The organism is Microbispora sp. NPDC088329, assembly GCF_040685655.1.
Taxonomy (GTDB): Bacteria; Actinomycetota; Actinomycetes; order Streptosporangiales; family Streptosporangiaceae; genus Microbispora.
On record NZ_JBFBIP010000006.1, the window covers coordinates 16,807 to 36,815 of the forward strand.

17 protein-coding genes and 2 pseudogenes are annotated in these 20,009 nt (G+C 71.8%); 9 read left to right on the top strand and 10 right to left on the bottom strand.

Going from position 1 to position 20,009, the window contains the following annotated elements:
• Positions 1 to 58: 58 nt before the first annotated feature.
• From AB0O28_RS13990 to AB0O28_RS14020, 7 genes are read right to left on the bottom strand one after another with little or no spacing between them, the layout of a single operon-like run.
• A complete protein-coding gene (locus AB0O28_RS13990) occupies positions 59 to 1,393 on the bottom strand; it encodes an acyl-CoA dehydrogenase family protein (RefSeq protein ID WP_363639875.1) in 1,335 nt (444 codons plus the stop codon).
• Positions 1,390 to 2,400, bottom strand: coding sequence for an LLM class flavin-dependent oxidoreductase (locus tag AB0O28_RS13995; protein ID WP_363639877.1), 1,011 nt, complete (start codon positions 2,398 to 2,400; stop codon positions 1,390 to 1,392). Before AB0O28_RS13995 ends, AB0O28_RS13990 begins: the two co-directional genes overlap by 4 nt.
• A gap of 44 nt (positions 2,401 to 2,444) precedes the next feature.
• A complete protein-coding gene (locus AB0O28_RS14000) occupies positions 2,445 to 3,680 on the bottom strand; it encodes an LLM class flavin-dependent oxidoreductase (RefSeq protein ID WP_363639879.1) in 1,236 nt (411 codons plus the stop codon).
• 12 nt (positions 3,681 to 3,692) lie between these two features.
• Complete coding sequence (locus AB0O28_RS14005; protein WP_363639881.1) at positions 3,693 to 5,363, bottom strand: ABC transporter ATP-binding protein; 1,671 nt, start codon at positions 5,361 to 5,363, stop codon at positions 3,693 to 3,695.
• On the bottom strand, positions 5,360 to 6,235 hold the full coding sequence (locus tag AB0O28_RS14010; RefSeq protein WP_363639883.1) for an ABC transporter permease: 876 nt from the start codon (positions 6,233 to 6,235) through the stop codon (positions 5,360 to 5,362). Before AB0O28_RS14010 ends, AB0O28_RS14005 begins: the two co-directional genes overlap by 4 nt.
• 21 nt (positions 6,236 to 6,256) lie before the next feature.
• The gene (locus tag AB0O28_RS14015; RefSeq protein WP_363639885.1) at positions 6,257 to 7,201 is read right to left on the bottom strand and encodes an ABC transporter permease; all 945 of its coding nucleotides are present in this window, start codon (positions 7,199 to 7,201) and stop codon (positions 6,257 to 6,259) included.
• 28 nt (positions 7,202 to 7,229) lie between these two features.
• On the bottom strand, positions 7,230 to 8,945 hold the full coding sequence (locus tag AB0O28_RS14020) for an ABC transporter substrate-binding protein (RefSeq protein WP_363639887.1): 1,716 nt from the start codon (positions 8,943 to 8,945) through the stop codon (positions 7,230 to 7,232).
• Positions 8,946 to 9,304: 359 nt separating this feature from the next.
• Between AB0O28_RS14020 and AB0O28_RS14025 the strand changes: the two genes are divergently transcribed.
• The 7 genes from AB0O28_RS14025 (at position 9,305) to AB0O28_RS14055 (ending at position 15,952) form a co-directional block, all read left to right on the top strand.
• Positions 9,305 to 10,360 carry an LLM class flavin-dependent oxidoreductase gene (locus AB0O28_RS14025; protein WP_363639889.1) on the top strand — a complete coding sequence of 352 codons (1,056 nt, stop codon included), beginning with the start codon at positions 9,305 to 9,307 and terminating at the stop codon, positions 10,358 to 10,360.
• Positions 10,361 to 10,460: 100 nt separating this feature from the next.
• Positions 10,461 to 11,408 (top strand): TauD/TfdA family dioxygenase, encoded by a 948-nt coding sequence (locus AB0O28_RS14030; protein WP_363639891.1) that lies wholly within the window; start codon positions 10,461 to 10,463, stop codon positions 11,406 to 11,408.
• 179 nt (positions 11,409 to 11,587) lie between these two features.
• Entirely contained in the window at positions 11,588 to 12,607 is a 1,020-nt protein-coding gene (locus AB0O28_RS14035) for an ABC transporter substrate-binding protein (RefSeq protein ID WP_363639893.1), read from the top strand.
• The gene (locus tag AB0O28_RS14040; protein ID WP_363639895.1) at positions 12,604 to 13,458 is read left to right on the top strand and encodes an ABC transporter ATP-binding protein; all 855 of its coding nucleotides are present in this window, start codon (positions 12,604 to 12,606) and stop codon (positions 13,456 to 13,458) included. The genes AB0O28_RS14035 and AB0O28_RS14040 overlap by 4 nt, the downstream gene beginning before the upstream one ends.
• Positions 13,451 to 14,374 (top strand): ABC transporter permease, encoded by a 924-nt coding sequence (locus tag AB0O28_RS14045; protein ID WP_363639897.1) that lies wholly within the window; start codon positions 13,451 to 13,453, stop codon positions 14,372 to 14,374. Before AB0O28_RS14040 ends, AB0O28_RS14045 begins: the two co-directional genes overlap by 8 nt.
• Positions 14,374 to 15,708, top strand: a complete 1,335-nt coding sequence (locus AB0O28_RS14050) for an LLM class flavin-dependent oxidoreductase (protein WP_363639899.1) — start codon at positions 14,374 to 14,376, stop codon at positions 15,706 to 15,708. Before AB0O28_RS14045 ends, AB0O28_RS14050 begins: the two co-directional genes overlap by 1 nt.
• A 25-nt stretch (positions 15,709 to 15,733) precedes the next feature.
• Positions 15,734 to 15,952, top strand: coding sequence for a hypothetical protein (locus AB0O28_RS14055; RefSeq protein ID WP_363639901.1), 219 nt, complete (start codon positions 15,734 to 15,736; stop codon positions 15,950 to 15,952).
• A gap of 36 nt (positions 15,953 to 15,988) precedes the next feature.
• On the opposite strand, the pseudogene tnpA reads toward AB0O28_RS14055, so the two are convergent.
• Positions 15,989 to 16,219, bottom strand: a pseudogene (gene tnpA / locus AB0O28_RS14060) (IS200/IS605 family transposase); the annotation flags it as partial.
• A gap of 8 nt (positions 16,220 to 16,227) precedes the next feature.
• On the opposite strand from tnpA, the pseudogene AB0O28_RS14065 reads away from it, so the two are divergent.
• Both AB0O28_RS14065 and AB0O28_RS14070 read left to right on the top strand, forming a co-directional pair.
• Positions 16,228 to 16,407 (top strand): annotated as a pseudogene (locus AB0O28_RS14065) (zinc ribbon domain-containing protein); the annotation flags it as partial.
• A gap of 59 nt (positions 16,408 to 16,466) precedes the next feature.
• Complete coding sequence (locus AB0O28_RS14070; protein WP_363639903.1) at positions 16,467 to 17,243, top strand: glutathione S-transferase C-terminal domain-containing protein; 777 nt, start codon at positions 16,467 to 16,469, stop codon at positions 17,241 to 17,243.
• Positions 17,244 to 17,432: 189 nt separating this feature from the next.
• On the opposite strand, the gene AB0O28_RS14075 is transcribed toward AB0O28_RS14070, so the two are convergent.
• Positions 17,433 to 18,620 (bottom strand): LLM class flavin-dependent oxidoreductase, encoded by a 1,188-nt coding sequence (locus tag AB0O28_RS14075; RefSeq protein ID WP_363639905.1) that lies wholly within the window; start codon positions 18,618 to 18,620, stop codon positions 17,433 to 17,435.
• A complete protein-coding gene (locus AB0O28_RS14080) occupies positions 18,620 to 19,969 on the bottom strand; it encodes an NtaA/DmoA family FMN-dependent monooxygenase (RefSeq protein WP_363639907.1) in 1,350 nt (449 codons plus the stop codon). Before AB0O28_RS14080 ends, AB0O28_RS14075 begins: the two co-directional genes overlap by 1 nt.
• Between the last annotated feature and the right edge of the window lie 40 nt (positions 19,970 to 20,009).

A 20,009-nucleotide genomic window follows, 5' to 3' on the forward strand; every position in this document is an offset into this window, starting at 1 on the left:
TCCTCTCGTGTTCGAAGGGCCCTGTGTTCGAGAGCCCCGTGTCGTGAAGAGCCCGAGGTCAGAAGAGCCCGCTCGTCGGCGGGTCCTCCCCGGTGAGGTGGTAGGCGCCCGCGACGGCCGCCTTCCACTGGCGCGGGTTGTGGTTGGCGACCGTGCGGGCGTTGCGCCAGTGCCGGTCGAAGCCGAGGTCGCGGTTGGTGATCGAGCCGCCCGCGACGTCGAAGAGCAGCTCGGCGGCGCGCAGTGCGGACTCGATGGCGATCACACCGGTCTGCGCCACGGTGACCGAGGCCTCCGCGCCGGCCGCGCGGGCCCGTGAGCCGCTCAGGCCGCGCACGCTCTGCACCGCTTCGGCGGCGAACAGCACCGCCGACCGGGCGGCCTGGGCCCGGGCCGCGATCTCGCCCACGGTCTGGCGGACGTAGGGGTCGTCGACGCTTCTGGCCGCCGTGCTGTGCTTGATCGGCCGGGCCTTCTCCCGGACGAACCAGACCGCGTCGTCGAGCGCCGCGGCGGCGATTCCCGCCTCGACCGCCGCCAGGTAGAGCTGGGCGAACGCGCCCAGCCAGGGGTTGTCGAGCAGGGCGACGTCGCGGACCGTGACCTCGTCCTCGCGGACCCGCACGTTCACCAGCCGGGTGGTGCCGCTCGCGGTCAGCCGCTGGCCCACCGCGTCGAAGTCGTCGAGCCGCTCCACGCCGTCGCGGTCCACCGGCACCGTGAAGTTCAGCACGGTCCCGTCCTCGTCCTTGGCGAGTCCGGAGAACCACGAGGCGTACAGCCCGCCCGTGGAGTAGTACTTCTCGCCGTTGACGACGTATCCGTCGCCGTCACGCCGGATGGTGGTGCCGACCGACCCGCTGGCTCCGCCGCTGCGCTCGTTGGCGGTGCCCGCGAACAGGTCGCCGTCGCGCAGGCGCCGCAGGGTCACCGCCCGGTTGGGCAGGTCGCGCCGGCTCGCCACATGGTTGGCGGTGAGAAAGCTGCTGCGCAGCGCCTGGGCCACATTGGAATCGGCCCGCGCGATGGCGACGACCAGGTCGGCCACGTCCCGCACCGTGCCGCCGGCGCCGCCGTCCTCCACGCCGACGCCGATCAGTGTGATCCGCTCGCGGGCGAGCGCCCGGACGTCGTCGAACGCGTACGCGCGGGTGAGCTCGCGCTCGCGGGCGCCCGCGCGCAGCCGCCGCAGGATGGGAGAGACGGCGGCGCGGATGCCGTCCACGGTGTAACCGTCACGGTGGTCGCCGTCACGGGCGCCGGTGGCGGGGTGGTCGCCGGCATGGCCGGGGGAGACCTCCGCGACGGTCCCCCCGACCGTCCCCGCGATGGTGCCGGCCGTGCCGGGCTGTGGTGTCTCGATCCTGCCGGTTCCGGCCTGCCGGGGGGTCACGCCGCCACCGCCGAAAGTTCGGGCAGGCCCAGCGCGGCCCTCAGGGTGAGCGGGCGCGCGGCGGGGGACGGCGGTCCGGCGGCGTCCGTCAGCCGCGGCGGCAACGCCCGGAGCGCGGCGATCACCGCGTCGGCGCCGCCCGTGGGCGCCAGCTCGAACCCGTCCAGACGGTGCTCGCCCGCCCAGGCGCGGAGCCCGTCACGGAGAGCCGCGGCGGCCGGGGAGCTCGCCACGTCGTCCGGGGCCACCTCGACCCGGCCGAGCAGCGCGACCTCCTTCCGGGACCGGCCGGCTCGTCGCAGCGCCTCCGTCAGCGCGGCGTCCGCGCCGGCGGCCCGCTCCCGGTCCACCACGACGACGTCCGCGGACCGCGCGACCGCCGTCACGCCGAGGGGGCCCCCGAAGTCGGCGAGGTCGGCGACGACGACCGGGCGTCCCTGCGCCGACGAAGGCCCGTCCAGCGGGCCGGCGACCCGGTAGAAGGCGCCCTCGTGGTCGATCGCCCTGATGAGCGCGTCGTCCACGACGACGCCGGCCTCCTGGTCGCCGATCAGCGCCGCGCGCGGGAACGACTCCCACAGCCGGGTCAGCACCTGGGCGTACTCCGCCCAGCGCCGGACGGGATCGGCGGCGCCGGGGTCCGGGGCCGTGGCCTGGCTCACCTCGTCGCCGTCGCCCGCCCGCAGCGCGACGCCGGCCCGGCCGCCCGTCGCCCGGTCGAGGGAGAGCACGCGGCGTGCCGCGTTGTACGGCGCGTTGTGCGTCGTCGGGACCTCGGCGACGTAGCCGACGCGGTCGTGGCGGCCGGCGAGGTAGGCGCCCACCACGGTCGGATCGAGGACGTGCCCCGCGGCCACGCCGTCGAGCAGCCGGATCGCCGCGACTGCGGCCTCCTCCGCCGCCGCGGCGACGGCGACGGCGTCGGCGAGCGACACCGGCGCCGGCCCTTCGGCCGGCCCGGCGGCCGGTTCCCCGACCGCGAGAGCGAGCTGGATGACTGTACTCATGAGAAGATCACTTTCGGTTGTGGGACGGGGTCGCCGCGGGCCGCTCACAGGGCCGCCTCCAGGGGACGGCGCTCGTACGGCCCGGCGGCGGGAAGACCGAGCCCGAGGTGGCCGCGAAGGGTCGTCCCCTCGTAGTCGGTGCGGAACAGGCCGCGACGCCGCAGCTCGGGAACCACGTGGTCGGCGAAGTCGTCGAAGCCCGACGGGAGCACGTCGGGCATCACGTTGAACCCGTCGGCCGCGCCGGCGCGGAACCACCGCTCGATGTCGTCGGCGATCTGCTCCGGCGTCCCCACGACGATCCGGTGACCACCGCCCCCGGAGAGCTTCTTCAGCAGCCGGCCGAGCGTCGGCCGCTCCCTGTCGGTGATCGTCTTGACGACCCGGTAGAAGGTCTGCGAGCCGCCGGCCTCGTCGGGATCGACCAGCAGCTCGGCCGGGATCGGCTCGTCGTCGGACAGCCCGTCGAGCGAAATGCCCAGCTGGGCCGCGAGCCGGTTGCGGGCGTACTCGCCGGGGAGGATCTCGTCAAGCAGCTCACGCCGCGCCCTGGCCTCGGCCTCGGTGCCGCCCACGACGGTGGACAGCCCGGGCAGGACCACGACGTCCTCGGGACGCCGCCCGAACGCGGCCGCGCCGTCGCGGATCCCGGCGCGGAACGCGCGGGCGTGGTCGAGGTCCTGGTCGGCGGAGAAGATCACCTCGCCGACCCGCGCGGCGAGCCTGCGGCCGTCGCCGGAGCCGCCCGCCTGCACCACGACCGGCCGGCCCTGCGGGGAGACGAGGGCCGTCCGGCCCGCCCAGGCGGCGACGACCCGCTCGGTGAACTCGGCGGCGCGGCGGTAGCGCAGTGCGTGGCCGGGTTCCCCGGCCCGGCCGAAGTTGCGCGCCGCCACGGCCCCCGCGGTGGTGACCACGTTCCAGCCGAAGCGGCCGCCGCTGACGTGGTCGAGGTCGCCGAGGCGGCGCGCCAGCTCGGCCGGGTCGTTGTAGGACGACGACAGCGTCCCGATCAGGCCGATCCGCTCGGTGTGCGCGGCGATCCGCGCCAGCACGGTCGTGGGTTCCAGATTGTTGGCCGTACGGTGCCTGATCTGGGGGTCGAGCGACGGGCCGTCCGCCAGGAAGACCGCGTCGAGCTTGGCCGCCTCGGCCTTCTTCGCGATCGAGACGTAGTGCTCGATCGCGTAACTCGCGGTGCCGTCGGTGCCCGGAAACCGCCACGAGCCGCCGAAGACGCCCGCGTTGAGGATGTTGACGTTGATGTGCAGGTGTGTCACGGGTGGATCTCCTTAGCGCGCGCCGGCGACGGCGAACCGGGTTCCCGGGATCGCCTCCAGCAGTTCCCGGGTGTACTCGTGCCGCGGCGAGCGGAACACCTGCTCGACCGGGCCGGTCTCGACCACGGCGCCGTCCTTCATCACCGTGACGTCGTCGGCGATCAGGCGTACGACGCCGAGGTCGTGGGTCACGAACACGTAGCTGAGGCCGTACTCGGCCTGCAGGTCGACCAGCAGCCGCAGGATCTGGGCCTGGACCGACACGTCCAGCGCGCTCACCGCCTCGTCGAGCACCAGGATCCGGGGGTTGAGCGCCAGCGCCCGCGCGATCGCGACGCGCTGCCGCTGGCCTCCGGACAGCTGGCTCGGCAGCCGGCGCAGGTGGCTCTCGTCCAGGGCGACCGCCTTCAGCAGTTCGATCACGCGGGCCGTCCGTTCCCGCCTGCCGGGCGTCAGACCGAAGGCGCGCAGCGGCTCGGCCACGATCTCGCCCACCGTGAACCGCGGGTCGAGCGAGGTGAACGGGTTCTGGAACACGAACTGCAGGTCCCTGCGGACCTCCCGCAGCCGCCTGCGGGACAGGCCGGTCAGCTCCCGGTCGCCGAGGTGCACCGTGCCGTGGTCGGGGACGGTGAAACGGGCCAGGATGCTCGCCAGCGTCGACTTGCCCGCGCCGGACTCGCCGACGATCGCGTGCGTGGTGCCCTCGCGTACGACCAGATCGGCGCCGTCCAGCGCCCGCACTTCACGCGTGGGACCCCGGCCGCGCAGCCGGTAGGTCTTGGTGAGCTCGCGCGCCCGCAGCACCTCCGGCGCGGCGGCGGAGACCGGGCGCGCGCCGGAGGCGGGCTCCAGCCGGCCGGCGTGCCGGGCGGGCGCCGCGTCGAGCAGCCCGCGGGTGTAGTCACCGGCCGGGTTCTCCAGCACCCGGCGGACCGGGCCCTCCTCCACGATCTCGCCGTCGCGCATGACGAGGATCCGGTCCGAGCGGTCGAGCGCGACGCCGAGGTCGTGGGTGACCAGGAGAACGCCGATGCCGAGCTCCTCGCGCAGCCGCACCAGATGGTCGAGGATGACCTTCTGGACGGTGACGTCGAGCGCGCTGGTGGGCTCGTCGGCCACGATGATCTTCGGTTTGCCCGCCAGGGCGATCGCGATGAGCGCACGCTGCTTCATGCCGCCGCTGAGCTCGTGGGGGTACTGGTGGAACACCCGCTCGGCGTCCTTGAGCCCGGCGGTGCGCAGGCTTTCCAGCGCTGCGTCCCTGTGCCGTGCGGCGTCGCGCGTTCCGGGCTCGTTGAAGCGGACCGCCTCGATCACCTGCCGCCCGACCCTCTTGGACGGGTTCAGCGACGTGTTCGGGTCCTGGGGGATGAAGCCCACGTAGTTGCCCCGCACCAACGCCATCCGCCGGTCGTTCCAGCCCGTGACGTCGACGCCGGAGTAGGCGATCGAGCCGGCCCGGATCCGCGCGGACTCCGGCAGCAGGCCGAGCGCTCCCTGGACCAGGGTGGTCTTGCCCGAGCCGGACTCTCCGACGAGCGAGACGAACTCGCCCGGCCCGACGTGCAGGTCCGCGCCGCGGACGGCGGGCGTCCACTGGCGGCGTCCCGCCCGGTAGTCGACGACGAGGCCGGTGATCCGCAGCAGCGGGTCCCGCCTCTCCTCGTGTGCGTCCGTCATCGGCCGTGGTCCTTCCGGTAGGAGGTGCTGATGCGGTGGGTGGCGATGACGACGATCGCGAGCGCCACGCCGGGCATGATCGAGGCCCAGGGGTGGACCGCCACGTAGTCGCGGCCCTCGGCCACCAGCAGGCCCCACTCCGGCTGCGGCGGCGGCGCTCCGTAGCCGAGGAAGCCGAGCGAGGCGACGGCGAGCACGGCCGTTCCGATCTCCAGCGCCGCCAGCGCGATCACCGAGCTGAGCGCGTTAGGCACGACGTGCCGGAGCATCACGCCCAACCGGCCGACACCGAGGCCGTACGCCGCTCTGACGTAGTCCTGGGTCACGACCGCGAGCACCTGGGCTCTCATCACCCGGGCGAACGACGCGATGGAGGAGATGCCGACCGCCAGGGCGATGTTCTGTGTGGAGTAGCCCAGGACGGAGACCACCACCATCGCGAGCAGCAGGCTGGGGATCGCCAGGAACACGTCGGCCACCCGCATGATCGCGGTGTCCACGACTCCTCCGGAGAAGCCGGCGACCAGCCCGACCAGCGTGCCGACGCCGAAGGCGATGAGGACGGCCAGCAGGGTCGCGGTCAGGGTCGTCTGCGCGCCGTACACGCTTCTGGCGAACAGGTCGCGGCCCAGCCGGTCGGTGCCGAACCAGTGCTCCGCGCTCGGCGGCACGAAGCTCGCGGCGGTGTCGCCGTCATAGGGGCCGTACGAGGTGAACAGGCCGGGGGCGATCGCCCAGCCGATCACGACCAGCACGACGATCCACGACGCCACGAGGATCGGCCGCCGGGTGAGCTCCCCGAGGCGCCTGACGAGCGGGCGGGCGAGGCCGGGCCGGTGGCCCGCCGCGAACGCGTCGAGTTCGACGGTCATCACTTCCTCCTCACGCCCGGCTCAGCCGACGGCGAGCGTGGCCCGCAGCCGCGGGTCCAGCAGCGGGTAGATCAGGTCGACGATCAGGTTGATCAGCGCGAAACCGGCGGCGACGAGCACGACGACCCCCTGCACGAGCGGGACGTCCAGCGTGTTGATCGCCGCCTGCATCATCCGGCCGACGCCCTGGCGGGCGAAGACGGTCTCGGTGACGACCGAGCCGGCGATCAGGTTGCCGAACGTGATGCCGGCGATGGTGAGCGCGGGCAGCCCGGCGTTGCGGAAGACGTCGCGGACGATGATGCCGCCGCGGGTCGCCCCCTTCGCCCAGCTCGTCGTCACGTAGCCGGAGCGGAACTCGGCCGCGAAGCTGCGGACGAGGAGCTGCGCGATCGGGCCCGACACCGGGACGGCCAGGGTGACGAGCGGCAGGACGAGGCTTCGCGCGCCCCTGTCACCGAAGGCCGGGAACCAGCCGAGCCGGAACGAGAAGATCTGCAGCATCAGGATTCCGGAGAGGAAGACCGGCACCGAGACCGCGCCCGACGGCAGCGCCTCGGCCAGGTTCCGCACCCACGCGCGGCGGGTCGCGGTCGCGGCGAGCGCGATCACGAAGGCGATGAGCAGCGCCAGCGCGAGGGCGCCGGCCGCGAGGACGAGGGTGCTCGGCAGCACGTCGAGGATCGTGGCGACGACCGGCCGGCCCGACTGCACCGAGGCGCCGAAGTCGCCGGTCAGCGCGTGTCCCAGCCGGGCCAGATACTGCAGGAGCACCGGCCTGTCGAAGCCGTAGTTCGCCGCCACCTGCTCGCGGACCTCCGGCGGCACTGCGTTGACCTCGGCGGGGTCGAAGAGCAGATCCACCGGGTCGGCCGGCAGCACGAACAGCAGGACGAAGGTCAGGGTGAACGCGGCCCAGACCACGAACAGAGCCCGGCCGATCTTCAGCGCCAGGTAGCGCAGCACGACGCTCCTTCCTCGGTGGCGGGGCCCGTCACCTGCCGTTGCTCTTCCACGTGTCCACGAAGTGGTTGCGGGACTGGGCGTCGAAGACGATCCCGTGGACGTAGTCCGCGTGGGCGATCACCTGCGAGGGGTTGTAGACCGGGTTCACCAGCGCGTACTTGTCGAGCAGGAGGTCCTGGGCCGCCTTGGCGTACTGCGCGCGCGTGACCGGGTCGAGGGTGAGCTCCAGCTTGCCCAGGGTCCGCGTGACGTCGTCCACGTCGATGCCGGGGGAGTCCTTCGTGACGAAGGAGCCGTTGCCGAGACGCGGGCCGTACTGGAGGTTGAGGACCGCGGGGTCGTTGCGCGAGCGGTTGGCGGCGGTGATGTTCCAGTCGGTCTTCGCCTTGGCCAGCTGGGCCGTGTAGTCCGGGATCGGGACGACGGTGAGTTCCAGGTCGACGCCGATCTTCTTCAGGTCCTGCTGGATCGACTCGTACGCCGGCTTGTTGACCACCAGGTTGCTGATGCCGAGCAGCTTGACCACGAGCTTCCTGCCGTCCTTGACCCGGATGCCGTCCGGGCCCCGCTTCCAGCCGGCCTCGTCGAGGAGGCGCCCGGCTTTCTCGGGGTCGTACCGCAGCACCGAGCCGCTGTAGTCCGCGTACCCGGGGACCGACGGGGCGAGCACCGAGGTCGCCACGGAGTAGGAGGCGGTGAGCACCGTCTTCCTGATCGCGTCGCGGTCCCAGCCGAGCTGGATCGCTCTGCGTACCGCGATGTCGTCGGTCGGGAAGAGCTGCGAGTTGAAGTTGAAGAAGATGGCGGTGCCGGAGACGCCTCTGTGGATGATTTTGAAGCCCTGGTCGGCCAGCGGCTTCTCGTCGGTGGTGCCCACGTCGAGGGTGGCGTCGACGGCGCCGGACGTCAGCGAGCCCGTCCGGACGCTGGCTTCCGGGATCGTGTTGAAGACGATCCTGTCGAGGTATGCCTCGCCCTTGTGCTTGAGCGCCGGCGGCGCCCAGTTGTAGCCCTTGCGCCTGACCAGGACGGTCCTGACCTGCGGCTGCCACGACTCGTACACGAAGGGACCGGTGCCGATCACCTTCTTCGGGTCCGTCCGCTCCTCCGCGCTCAGCTTCAGCGTCGACAGCGACAGGAACCCGGGCTGGGCGTTGGCGGTGAACGACGAGGCCTGCAGGAAGCTCGCGAGCGGTTTCTCGAAGCGGACGACGGCGGTGTGCGGGTCGGGGGTGCGCGTCTCGATGTAGCCGGGCAGCAGGACGGCGCCGTTGGGGTTGACGCCCAGCTTCTCGTCGCCGTGCACGTACTGGTCGAAGTTGGCCTTGACCACCGCGGAGTCGAACGGGGTGCCGTCGCTGAAGGTGACGTCCTCGCGCAGGTGGAAGGTGAACTCGGTGAGGTCCTTGTCGTACTCCCACGACTGCGCCAGCCACGGGGTGATCTCGCCGGTCTCCGGGTCCTGCCAGGTCAGCTTGTCGGTGATGTTGTTCCCGATGAGCGACTCGGCGTAGTTGGTCCCCCACTGCGGGTCCGGGCTGCGCTGGTAGTCGATGAGGGCGAACTGCAGCGTGCCGCCGCGGACGGGCGTGCCCGCGGTCGCGGCCCGGCCGGGGGCGCCGTCACCGCGGGTGAGGGCGAATCCGCTCCCGGCGACCAGGAGGACGGCGACGGCGCCGGCGACCCAGGGCCACCTCCTGCGCCTCGGGGTGGCGCTTTCGATTGCACTGCGAAGGTCGGACATGAACGTTCCTTGTGCTGGTAGGGCACGCGGCGTGCTCGGAGGGCACGCGACAGGCGGCGTGGGGAGAGGGAAGAGGGGCGCGCACCACCACGGGATGCGCGGGTGGGCATGGCGCGGAGCCATGCCGACATTGCGGCCTGGCCGCCGACGCGGGCACCTACCCGAGAACGGCGACAGAGCCCGTCAGCGCTGACACAGCGCGCCGGCGAAGAAGGCGAAGTCGATCTCGCGCCTGGAGTGCCGAACCAACCCGATCACAAACTACACTTTACCTACATGAACACTAGGGTTAAGGGTGATCTGAGTCACAGGTCATGTTTGCCCGCGTCGTCGACAGCAACGAACAGGAAGACCCGCCGATGAGCCTCGAGTTCCTGTGGTACATCCCCAACCAGAACCAGCCCGGGCACCGCGGCGACGACGTCGTCGAGAACCACAACAGCCTGGAGACCCTCACCGACCACGCCAGAGCTCTGGAGGAGCACGGCTGGGGCGGGGCGCTCATCGGCACCGGCTGGGGGCGTCCCGACACCTTCACGGTCGCCGCCGCGCTGGCCGCGCGTACGACGACGTTCCAGCCGCTGATCGCGATCCGGCCCGGCTACTGGCGTCCGGCCAACTTCGCCTCCGCCGCCGCGACCCTGGACCGTCTCACCGGAGGGCGAGTGCTGGTCAACATCGTGTCGGGCAAGGACGACCTGGCGGCGTACGGCGACAGTGAGGGCGACCAGGCCCACCGCTACGCCCGCACCAGGGAGTTCATGCGGATCGTGCGCCGCCTGTGGACCGAGGAGAACGTCACCTACCACGGTGATCACTTCGGTGTCACCGGCTCCACTGTGGTGCCGCGACCGGTCGTCCGGGGGGAGCGCAGGCACCCCAGGCTGTACTTCGGCGGCGCCTCCGGGGCCGCGGAGAGGGTGGCCGCGACCGAGGCCGACGTGCAGCTCTTCTGGGGCGAGCCGCTCGACGGCGTCGCCGAGCGGATCGAGAGACTCAGGCGGCTCGGCGAGCGGCTCGGGCGCGAGCTTCCTCCGCTGGAGTTCGGGCTGCGCGTCACCACGCTGGTGCGCGCCACCACCGAACAGGCCTGGGCCGACGCCGAGGCCAAGGTGGCGGAGATGGCGCAGGGCGTCATCACCCGCGACCCGAACCGGCACGCCGCCGTCGGCCAGCAGCGGCTGCTGGAGCTGGCCGCGCGGGGCGAGGTGCTCGACGACAACCTCTACACCACCCCCGGCAGGTTCGGCGGAGGTGGCGCCGGGACCACCTGGCTGGTCGGCTCGGCCGAGGACGTGGCGAAGTCGCTGCGCAAGTACGAGGCCCTCGGCATCACCCACTTCGTGCTCTCCGACACTCCCTACCTGCCGGAGATCAAGCGCCAGGGCGACACGCTCCTCCCACTGCTGAGGTAATTTCCTATTCAACCTACAGGAATAGTTGACTTCTTCTTTGTCTGGACTGCACTCTGGGGGTGATCCCGCACAAATCGCTCCCCTCGAAAGGTGTCGGTCCATGACCCGGCTTCACGACTCCGAGACGCTCGGCGGCATCGGCGACTCCTACCAGCACATCGAGGTCACACAGGTCGGCGGGGTGATCGGCGCCGTCGTCGGGGGCATCCGGGTGGGCGGCGAGGTCGGCCCCGCGGCGGTCGCGGAGTTGCGCGCCGCGTTGCTCCGCCACCGCGTGGTCTTCCTGCGCGACCAGCAGCACGCCACCGACGCCGACCAGCTCGCCTTCACCACGCTGCTCGGCACCGTCACCAAGCCGCACCCGACGGTGACCGGTGACGGCCAGGCCGTCCTCCCGATCGACTCCGAGCGGGGCAAGGCCAACAGCTGGCACACCGACGTGACCTTCGTCGACCGGATCCCGGCCATCAGCGTGCTGCGCGCCATCACGCTGCCGCCCTACGGCGGGACCACGGTGTGGGCCAACACGGTGGAGGCGTACCGGCGGCTGCACCCCGGCCTGCAGGCGCTGGTCGGCCGGCTGCGCGCGGTGCACTCCAACCTCTACGACTACGCCCAGCAGCGCCCGCTGATCGGCGGGGTCGACGTCAAGGAGGAGGAGTACCGCGAGGAGTTCCGCAGCGTCGAGTTCGAAACCGAGCACCCCGTCGTCCGCATCCACCCCGAGACCGGCGAGCCGTCCCTGCTGCTCGGCCACTTCGTCCGGTCGTTCACCGGCCTGAGCAGCGCCGATTTCCAGGACCTGTTCGCCCTGCTGCAGCGGCACATCACCTGCCTCGAGAACACCGTGCGGTGGACCTGGCGCGACGGCGACATCGCCATCTGGGACAACCGGGCCACGCAGCACTACGCCGTGGCGGACTACGACGACCGGCCGCGCCGGCTCCACCGCATCACGGTGGCCGGCGACATCCCGGTGGGCATCGACGGCGACACCAGCGTCGTGATCAAGGGCGACGCCGGCGCCTTCTCGCCGGTGGCCGCCTGAGCGGAGACCCGCCGCGCGGATCCCCCGGCCCTGCCGGCCGGGGGACGCGCGACCCGCGCCCCCACCCGGCCCGGAACCTCTCCCGCGTTCCCGCGTGCGGCCGACGACGCCCGCGCTCACATCCCCCGGTTCGCCCGGCCTCTTCGCGCGTGCGAACCCGTCCTCCACAAGGATCGGTCGTGACCAGAACCACCCGTGCTCTTCTGTCCGTCGCACTGGCCGTCGCCCTCGCCGCCGGCTGCGGCTCCGCCTCCGGATCGGCGGGGGCGGGGCCGGAGGTCACCGAGCTGCGCTACCAGGGCAGCGTCGGCGCGGTCACCTTCCCCGAGCTGGCCCAGGATCTGGGCTATCTCGGGAACATCACACTCAAGTGGGTCGGCAACACCATCTCCGGGCCCCAGGACATCCAGTCGGTCGCCACCGGCCAGACCGACTTCGGCGGCGCCTTCAACGGCGCGATCATCAAGCTGGTCGGAGCGGGGGCTCCGATCAAGGCGGTGATCGGCTACTACGGCAGCGACGCCGACAGCTATATCGGCTACTACGTCGCCGACGGGTCCACCATCAAGGGGCCGCGCGACCTGATCGGCAAGAAGATCGGCGTGAACACCCTGGGAGCCCATCTGGAGGCCGCGCTCAAGGAGTATCTGCGCCGCGGCGGCCTGACCCCGCAGGAGATCGAGAAGGTCCAGCTCGTCGTCGTGCCGCCGGTCAACACGGAACAGGCGCTGCGCCAGGGGCAGATCGACGTGGCCGCACTGTCGGGCGTGCTGCGCGACAAGGCGCTGGAGCGCGGCGGCATCCACCCGCTGTTCAAGGACGTCGACCTGTTCGGCTCCTTCACCGCCGGCAGCGTCGTGCTCACCAGGCGGTTCATCGAGCGCAACCCGGCCACGACCCGCAGGTTCGTCGAGGCCTTCGCCAAGGCGATCGACTGGACGCGGACCCATTCCCGCGACGAGGTGATCGCCAGATACAAGCAGATCATCGCCAGGCGCCACCGCAACGAGGACGCCACGACCGTCGGGTTCTGGAAGAGCAGCGGGGTGCACGGCAAGGGTGGTCTGATCGCCCCCCGGGAGTTCCAGACCTGGATCGACTGGCTGCAGCGCGAAGGCGAGATCAAGCCCGGCCAGGTGCGGCTCTCCGACCTCTACACCAACGCGTTCAACCCCTTCGGTACGGGAGGCGCCGCATGACCGTGAACGTCGCCGAGCACAACCTCGCCGAGGCGTCCGCCGCACCCGTGAAGATCGGCCTGCGCGGCGTCGGCAAAGTCTTCCCGGTCCGGGAATCCGGTCGGACGTTCGCCGCCCTCCAGGAGGTCGACCTCGACGTGCGCGCGGGGGAGTTCCTCGCTTTGGTCGGCCCCAGCGGATGCGGCAAGTCCACCCTGCTCGACCTGGTCGCCGGCCTCGCCACGCCGACCACCGGGCAGATCCTCATCGACGGCCGGCCCATCGACGGGCCCGGCACGGACCGGGGGGTGGTCTTCCAGCAGTACGCGCTGTTCCCCTGGCGTACGGCCCTGGCGAACGTCGAATTCGGGCTGGAGGCCAAAGGCGTGCCGAGGCGGGAGCGCACGGAACGCGCCCGGCACCACCTGGATTTGGTCGGGCTGGCCGGGTTCGAACATCGGTACCCGCACGAGCTGTCCGGAGGCATGCGCCAGCGCGTGGCGATCGCGCGCAGCCTGGCGTGCGACCCGGAGGTGCTGCTCATGGACGAGCCGTTCGCCGCGCTCGACGCCCAGACCCGGGAGTCGCTGCAGGAGGAACTGCTGCACATCTGGCAGAAGACCGGCAAGACCGTGGTGTTCATCACCCACGGCATCGACGAGGCCGTCTATCTGGGGCAGCGGGTGGCGGTGATGACCTCCCGGCCCGGCCGCGTCAAGCACGTGCTCGACGTCCGGTTCGACTCCCGTGAGGGGGACCTGCGCGCCGACCCGGCTTTCGGCGAATACCGCCACCACGTCTGGACCCTGCTGCGCGACGAGGTCGCCGCCGCCCGCGAGCAGGAGCACGAACAGGAGCGGGCCTGTGGCTGACGCGCTCACCACCCCCCGGGTCCCCGCGACGACCGATGCCGGAGGCGCCGACGCCGGGGATGCCGAGGCCCAGGGTGCCCAGGCCCAGGGTGCCCAGGCCAAAGGTGCCCAGGCCGTGTACGGCGGGGCACGCCGGCGTGCGCGCCTTCTCGCCCGGGCCGCGCCGTGGACGGCGCTGCTTCTGCGGCGGACGCTCGCTCTGGTGCTGCTTGCCGGAGCCTGGGAGGTGCTGCCCAGAGCCGGCCTGGTCGATCCCGTGTTCGTGCCGCCGCTGTCACAGGTCCTGCTCGCCTGGTGGGACCTGCTCCTCGGCGGGCAGCTCGCCCAGCACTTCGAGGCGTCACTGATCCGCTCGCTCGGAGGGTTCGGCCTGGCCATCGCGGTGACCATCCCCCTCGGGCTGGCCATCGGCTGGTACCGGCCGGTCGCCGACTTCCTCAACCCGGTGCTCGAACTGTTCCGCAACACCTCCGCTGTGGCGCTGCTGCCCGTGTTCATCCTGATCCTCGGCCTGGGCGAGCCGTCGAAGATCGTCTTTGTCTTCTACGCCTGCTCGTGGCCGATCCTGCTCAACACCATCAGCGGCGTGCGGACCGTCGAGCCGCTGCTGGTCAAGTCGGCCCGTTCCATGGGGCTCGGGCCGCTGCGCCTGTTCCAGAAGGTGATCCTGCCGGCCGCCGTACCCACGATCTTCACCGGCATCCGGATGGCGGGGGCCCACTCCATCCTCGTCCTGCTCTTCGCCGAGATGGTCGGAGCCAAGGCCGGGCTCGGCTACCTGGTCCAGGACTCCCAGTTCAACTTCCGCATCCCCGACATGTACGCCGGGATCATCACGATCTCCGCGCTCGGTCTGCTGTTCAACCTGCTCCTGCTCCGCGTGGAGCGTCGTTTCTCGACCTGGAGGACCGTCTGATGACCCGGAAGCTGCGTCTGAACGCCTTCCTCATGGGCGTGGGACACCACGAGGCGGCCTGGCGCCACCCACGCGCCGAACCCGCCCACCTCACCGACGTCCGGCACTACCAGCGGCTCGCCCGGATCGCCGAGCGGGGCAGGCTCGACTCGGTCTTCCTCGCCGACGGGCTGGCCCTGCGGGGCGACGTCCGGCACAACGCGCTCGGCGGGCTCGAACCCCTCACCCTGCTGTCGGCGCTGGCGGCGGTCACCGACCACGTCGGCCTGATCGCCACGGTCTCCACCACGTACAACGCGCCGTTCCACGTCGCCCGCTGGTTCGCCTCCCTGGACCACATCAGCGGGGGCCGGGCCGGGTGGAACATCGTGACCTCCGCGGGGGAGGCCGAGGCGCACAACTTCGGCGTCGAGCGGCCGGCTCACGCCGATCGTTACGCACGGGCGGACGAGTTCCTCGAGGTGGTCACCAAGCTGTGGGACAGCTGGGAGGACGACGCCGTCGTCGGCGACCGCCGCGCGGGCGTGTACGCCGACACCGAGAAGATCCACCCGATCGAGCACGCGGGCCGGTACTTCCAGGTGAGCGGGCCGCTCAACACCTCCCGCCCCCCGCAGGGCCGTCCACTGCTGGTCCAGGCCGGGTCCTCCGAAGACGGCAAGGAGTTCGCCGCGCGTCACGCGGAGGCCGTCTTCACCGCCCAGCAGACCCTCGCCGACGGCCAGGAGTTCTACGCCGATCTGAAGCGCCGCGTCGCGCGGCACGGCAGAGGCCCCGGCGAGCTGCTGATCCTGCCCGGCCTCTCCCCGATCATCGGGTCGACCGAGCGCGAGGCGCTGCGGCTGGAGAAGGAGCTGAACGACCTCATCATCCCCGACTACGGCCTGGCGCAGCTGTCCCATCTCGTGGGCATCGACCTGTCCCCGGACGCGCTGGACCGGCCCCTGCCGGAGGTGTCCGCGGACACGGAGGGGGCGCAGAGCCGCCGGCGGCTGGTCCTCGACCTCGCCCGCAGGGAGAACCTGACCGTGCGGCAGCTTCTCGTCCGCCTGGCCGGCGGACGCGGCCACCGGGTCGTGGTCGGTACGCCGGAACAGATCGCCGATGAGATCCAGGAGTGGTTCGAGAACGGCGCGGCGGACGGATTCAACATCATGCCGCCGGTCCTGCCGGGAGGTCTGGAGGACTTCGTCGACCAGGTCGTACCCGAACTGCGGGCCAGAGGACTGTTCCGGACCGAGTACGAGGGCCGGACGCTGCGCGAGAACTACGGCCTCGCCCGTCCCGCCTCGGCGTACGCCGCCGGCGAGCGGCTCGAGTCGGTGGCCTCGTGACTGCTTCCGTACGAAAGGAGACCTCATGACCACCCGGGCACCCGCGTACGCCAGTCCCTCCGACGTGGCCGCCCACGGCCCGTACGGGCCGGGCCGGACCGACCGTCCGGGGCCGCTCTACCCGTTCCGGGGCCGGATCACCGCCGACGGCTCCAGCGGCCACCCGGCCGAGCCCGGCCGCTACCGGATTGGTCCGCAGTGGTCCGGCCTTCAGGCCGGGGGTGAAGCGGACTCTCCCGCGTAGCGGGGCAGGCAAAGCCGATTCGCCGTCAGGCGGATCGCGCATCCGCCGGGAGGACACCCCTTTCAACGAGTTGACGAGGCGGGACAGGGCGACCTTGGGCGGGAAGTTCACCAGCAGGTGCACGTGGCCGGCCTCGCCGTTGAACTCGGCCAGTTCGCATTCGAAGTCCGCGCAGACGTCCCGCATGATCTGCTCCATGCGCTCCAGGTGTGCCCCGGTGAACACCCGATGCCGGAACGTGGTCACGAAAACCAAGTGAGCGTGCAGGCCGGAGACTGGACGTCCGGGAGTGGACCTGCCCCTGCGGGGCGGTCCACGACCGGGACGTCAACGCCGCCAAGAACATCCTCGCCGCCGGACGGGCGGAGAGACCAAACGCCTGTGGAGCGCGGGTAAGACCAGGCCCTGACCTGGCACAGCGCGAGGAAGCAGGAAGCCCCAGAGGTGTCACGTGAACGCGCGGCACGGGCTGAATCCCCGGCCTTCAGGCCGGGGAGCGCGTCAACACCTCTATGTGTCGTACACGTGCCCCTGGGCACAGCGCGCCGCGATCGTGCGTGACCTGGCCGGACTGCGGGACGTCGTCTCGCTGTCCCATGTCGACGACGAGCGGGACGTGCGCGGCTGGGCGTTCCGCGAGCGGCGCGGGCCCGACCCGGTCAACGGCTTCACGCTCCTCGCCGAGGCCTACGAGGCCACCGAGCCCGGTTATCCCGGCCACATCTCCGTCCCGGTGCTGTGGGACCGGCGGACGAACCGCATTGTCAGCAACTACTTCCCCGACATCCCCGTCGACCTCGGCACCCAGTTCGCCGAGTGGGCCACCGCCGACCTGTTTCCCGAGGACCTGCGCGACGACATCGAGACCCTGGACGAGGAGATCGCCCGCGATCTCAGCCAGGGCGTGCACCTGGTGGCCAGGGCCTCGGCACAGGAGGACTACGAGGTGCTGCGGCGCCGGGTGCTCGCCGCGCTGGACCGGTTCGACGCGCGCCTGGCCGGCCGGCGGTACCTGTTCGGCGATCGCCTCACCGAGTCCGACGTGCAGCTGTGGGTGGTGCCGGCCAGATACGACCTGCTGCACAACCCGCGCGCCGGGATCGGCGAACGGCCGCTGACCGCTTATCCCAACCTCTGGCCGTACGCCCGCGACCTCTCCCAGGTCGGCCCGCGAGAACACCGACTTCGCCGCGTTCCGGCCCACCGCCGGGCCCGCGTACCCCGGCGGCGGGCCGGTGCGTGTCGCTGTCGAGCCGCGCGAGGCCGACTGGGACGAAGCGCACGGCCGTGAGGCGCTGTCCGGCCGGGCGGGATGACCACCGAGACCGTCGGCGGTGTCGCCGCCTTCACACGGTAGGGCGGGCCGGCACCGCGGATGCGGCGCCGGCCCGTCCTGTGCTGCCCGGCCGTTTCGCGCTGCAGGCGCCGGCGTCCGCCGTGCGCCTGTTTCAGCACATGTGGCCGGTCTCCCCGGAGGCGCTCAGGACGCGCTCGCGTAGCGGCTGGCGGGGCGGGACAGGCCGAGCCGCCCGCGCAGGTCCCCGGTGTCGTACGCCGTCCGGAACGCCCCCGCCGCCCGCAGCACGGGGACCAGCCCGCGGGTGACGGCCGCCAGGTCGTGGGGGAGCACGCCGGGCCGGAGACGGAACCCCTCCACCCCCGCCTCGCGCCAGCTCAGCAGGAGGCCTGCGAGCGCTTCGGGCGTGCCGGTGAAAATGTGGGCGTCCGAAGAGAACTCGCTCCCGTCGAGGTCGTCCAGCCGCGCCTTCCGGTCGGCCGCGCCGCCGGGGTCGAGGAAGACCACCAGGTCCGCGAAGATCTTCAACGGGGGCCCGGTGCGGCCGGCGGCGGACTCCGCCGCCCGGACCCGCTCGACGACGGCCGTGGCGTCGTCCCGGTCGCGCGGTGTCACGTACACGACGTCGGAGCCGCGGGCCGCGAACTCGTAGGGCAGCGTGTCGTGCGCCAGGGAGGTGACCAGCGGCTGCCCCTGAGGGGATCGCGGTGTGATCGACGGTCCCTTCACACTGAAGAGGTCGCCGCGGAAGTCGATGTAGTGCAGTTTGTCGCGGTCGATGAACCGGCCCGTCGCGACGTCGCGAATCTCGGCGTCGTCCTCCCAGCTGTCCCACAGGCGGCGGACCACCTCGACCACGTCCGCGGCCTCCGCGAACAGGCGCTCCACGTGCCTGGCCGAAGCGGGATCCGGCCGTTCCGACAGGTCCAGCGGCGGGAAGACCCGGCGGCCGAAGTGGACCGCGTGGTCGGGGCGGCCCGAGATCTGCGGCCGCCACCCGGCCCTGCCGCGGCTGACGTGATCGAGCGAGGCGATGCCGATCGCGACGTGGAACGGCTCGGTGTGGGTGGTGCTGGTGGTCGGCACGAGGCCGATCCGCGACGTCAGCGGCGCGACGCTGGACGCGATCAGCACCGCGTCGAGGCGGCCGCGCACCTGGTCGAGGCGCTCGTCGGGCTCGTTGAGCCGGGTGGACTGGAGGCCCAGCGCGTCTTCGAAGGTGACGAAGTCGAGCAGGCCGCGCTCGGCCTCCCGCACGAGGTCCGCCCAGTAGCCGGGCGTGAACAGCCGGCCCGGCTGCGCGCCCTCGGCTCTCCAGGCGGCCGGGTGCCATCCCGCTCCGTCCAGGGCGACGGCGAGATGCAGCGTCATCAGATCTCCTCGGTGTGGTTCGGAGTGCGGGGGGCGAGGCCGAGATGGTCGCGGAGGGTGGGCCCGGTGTAGTCGGCCCGGAAGACGCCCTTCTCCTGCAGCAGGGGGACGACCTTGTCGACCAGGTCGTCCAGCCCGCCGGGAGTCAGATGCGGCACGAAGATGAAGCCGTCGGCGGCGTCGGTCTGCACGAAGTGATCGATCTCGTCGGCCACCGTGCGCGGCGTGCCGATGAAGGTCTGCGGTGCGGAGACCTCGATGGCGAGCTCGCGGATCGACAGGTTCTTCTCCTCGGCGAGGGCGCGCCACTTGGCCACCACCTCGCCGCGGTCGCGGCGGAACGCCGCGTGTCCCCTGGTGACGCCCTCGTCCAGGTTCGGCTCGACGTCGGGCAGCGGGCCGTCCGGGTCGTATCCCGACAGGTCGCGACCCCACACGGCTTCCAGGAAGTAGATCGCGGTCTGCGGGCCGACCTGCGCGCGCCGGATCTCGACGGCCCGTTCCCGGGCCTCGGCCTCGGTGTCGCCGATCACGTACGTCACCGCGGGGAGGATCTTCAGGTCCTCGGGCCGCCGTCCGTAGGCGGCGAGCCTGCGTTTGACGTCCCGGTAGAAGGCGCGGCCGTCCTCCAGCTTGCTGTGCCGGCTGAAGATCACATCCGCGGAGGAGGCGGCGAACTCCCGGCCCTCGTCCGAGTCGCCGGCCTGGATGATCACCGGATGGCCCTGCGGGCCGCGCGGCACGTTGAACAGGCCGAAGATGTCGAAGTGCCGGTCCCGGTGCCGGAAGGGGGTGACGCCGCCGGGCCGGAGGAACCGCCCCGACTCCGGGTCCGCGGCCACCGCGTCGGGCGCCCAGGAGTCCCACAACTCCCTGGCGGTCCGCAGGAACTCCTTCGCCCTGGTGTAGCGGTCGGCCTCGGCGAGGAAGCCGCCCCGGCGGAAGTTCTCGCCGGTGAAGGCGTCGAAGCTGGTCACCACGTTCCACGCGGCCCGGCCGCCGCTCAGGTGGTCGAGCGTGGCCAGCCTTCTGGCCACCTCGTACGGTTCGTTGAATGTCGAGTTCACCGTCGCGGCGAGACCCAGGTGGGTCGTGACGGCGGCCAGCGCGGAAAGGACCGTGAGCGACTCCGGGCGGCCCACGACGTCCAGGTCGTGGATCCGCCCCTTGGCCTCGCGCAGCCGCAGCCCTTCCGCCAGGAAGAAGAAGTCGAACTTTCCCCGTTCGGCCGTCTGGGCCAGGTGGCGGAAGGAGTCGAAGTCGATCTGGCTGCCCGATCTCGGGTCGGACCAGACGGTCGTGTTGTTCACCCCGGGGAAATGCGCGGCGAGGTGGATCTGCTTGGTCAACGAGGGCTCCTGGTTGCGGTGAGGTCCAGGCGGAGTGCCC

What these genes read in the sequence shown, in the direction of transcription:
- AB0O28_RS13995 (WP_363639877.1), bottom strand. Translation starts at nt 2,400, where the DNA reads ATGAGTACAGTCATCCAGCTCGCTCTCGCGGTCGGGGAACCGGCCGCC.
- AB0O28_RS14010 (WP_363639883.1), bottom strand. Translation starts at nt 6,235, where the DNA reads ATGACCGTCGAACTCGACGCGTTCGCGGCGGGCCACCGGCCCGGCCTC.
- AB0O28_RS14040 (WP_363639895.1), top strand. Translation starts at nt 12,604, where the DNA reads ATGACCGTGAACGTCGCCGAGCACAACCTCGCCGAGGCGTCCGCCGCA.
- AB0O28_RS14005 (WP_363639881.1), bottom strand. Translation starts at nt 5,363, where the DNA reads ATGACGGACGCACACGAGGAGAGGCGGGACCCGCTGCTGCGGATCACC.
- AB0O28_RS14050 (WP_363639899.1), top strand. Translation starts at nt 14,374, where the DNA reads ATGACCCGGAAGCTGCGTCTGAACGCCTTCCTCATGGGCGTGGGACAC.
- AB0O28_RS14025 (WP_363639889.1), top strand. Translation starts at nt 9,305, where the DNA reads ATGAGCCTCGAGTTCCTGTGGTACATCCCCAACCAGAACCAGCCCGGG.
- AB0O28_RS14030 (WP_363639891.1), top strand. Translation starts at nt 10,461, where the DNA reads ATGACCCGGCTTCACGACTCCGAGACGCTCGGCGGCATCGGCGACTCC.
- AB0O28_RS14020 (WP_363639887.1), bottom strand. Translation starts at nt 8,945, where the DNA reads ATGTCCGACCTTCGCAGTGCAATCGAAAGCGCCACCCCGAGGCGCAGG.
- AB0O28_RS14075 (WP_363639905.1), bottom strand. Translation starts at nt 18,620, where the DNA reads ATGACGCTGCATCTCGCCGTCGCCCTGGACGGAGCGGGATGGCACCCG.
- AB0O28_RS14055 (WP_363639901.1), top strand. Translation starts at nt 15,734, where the DNA reads ATGACCACCCGGGCACCCGCGTACGCCAGTCCCTCCGACGTGGCCGCC.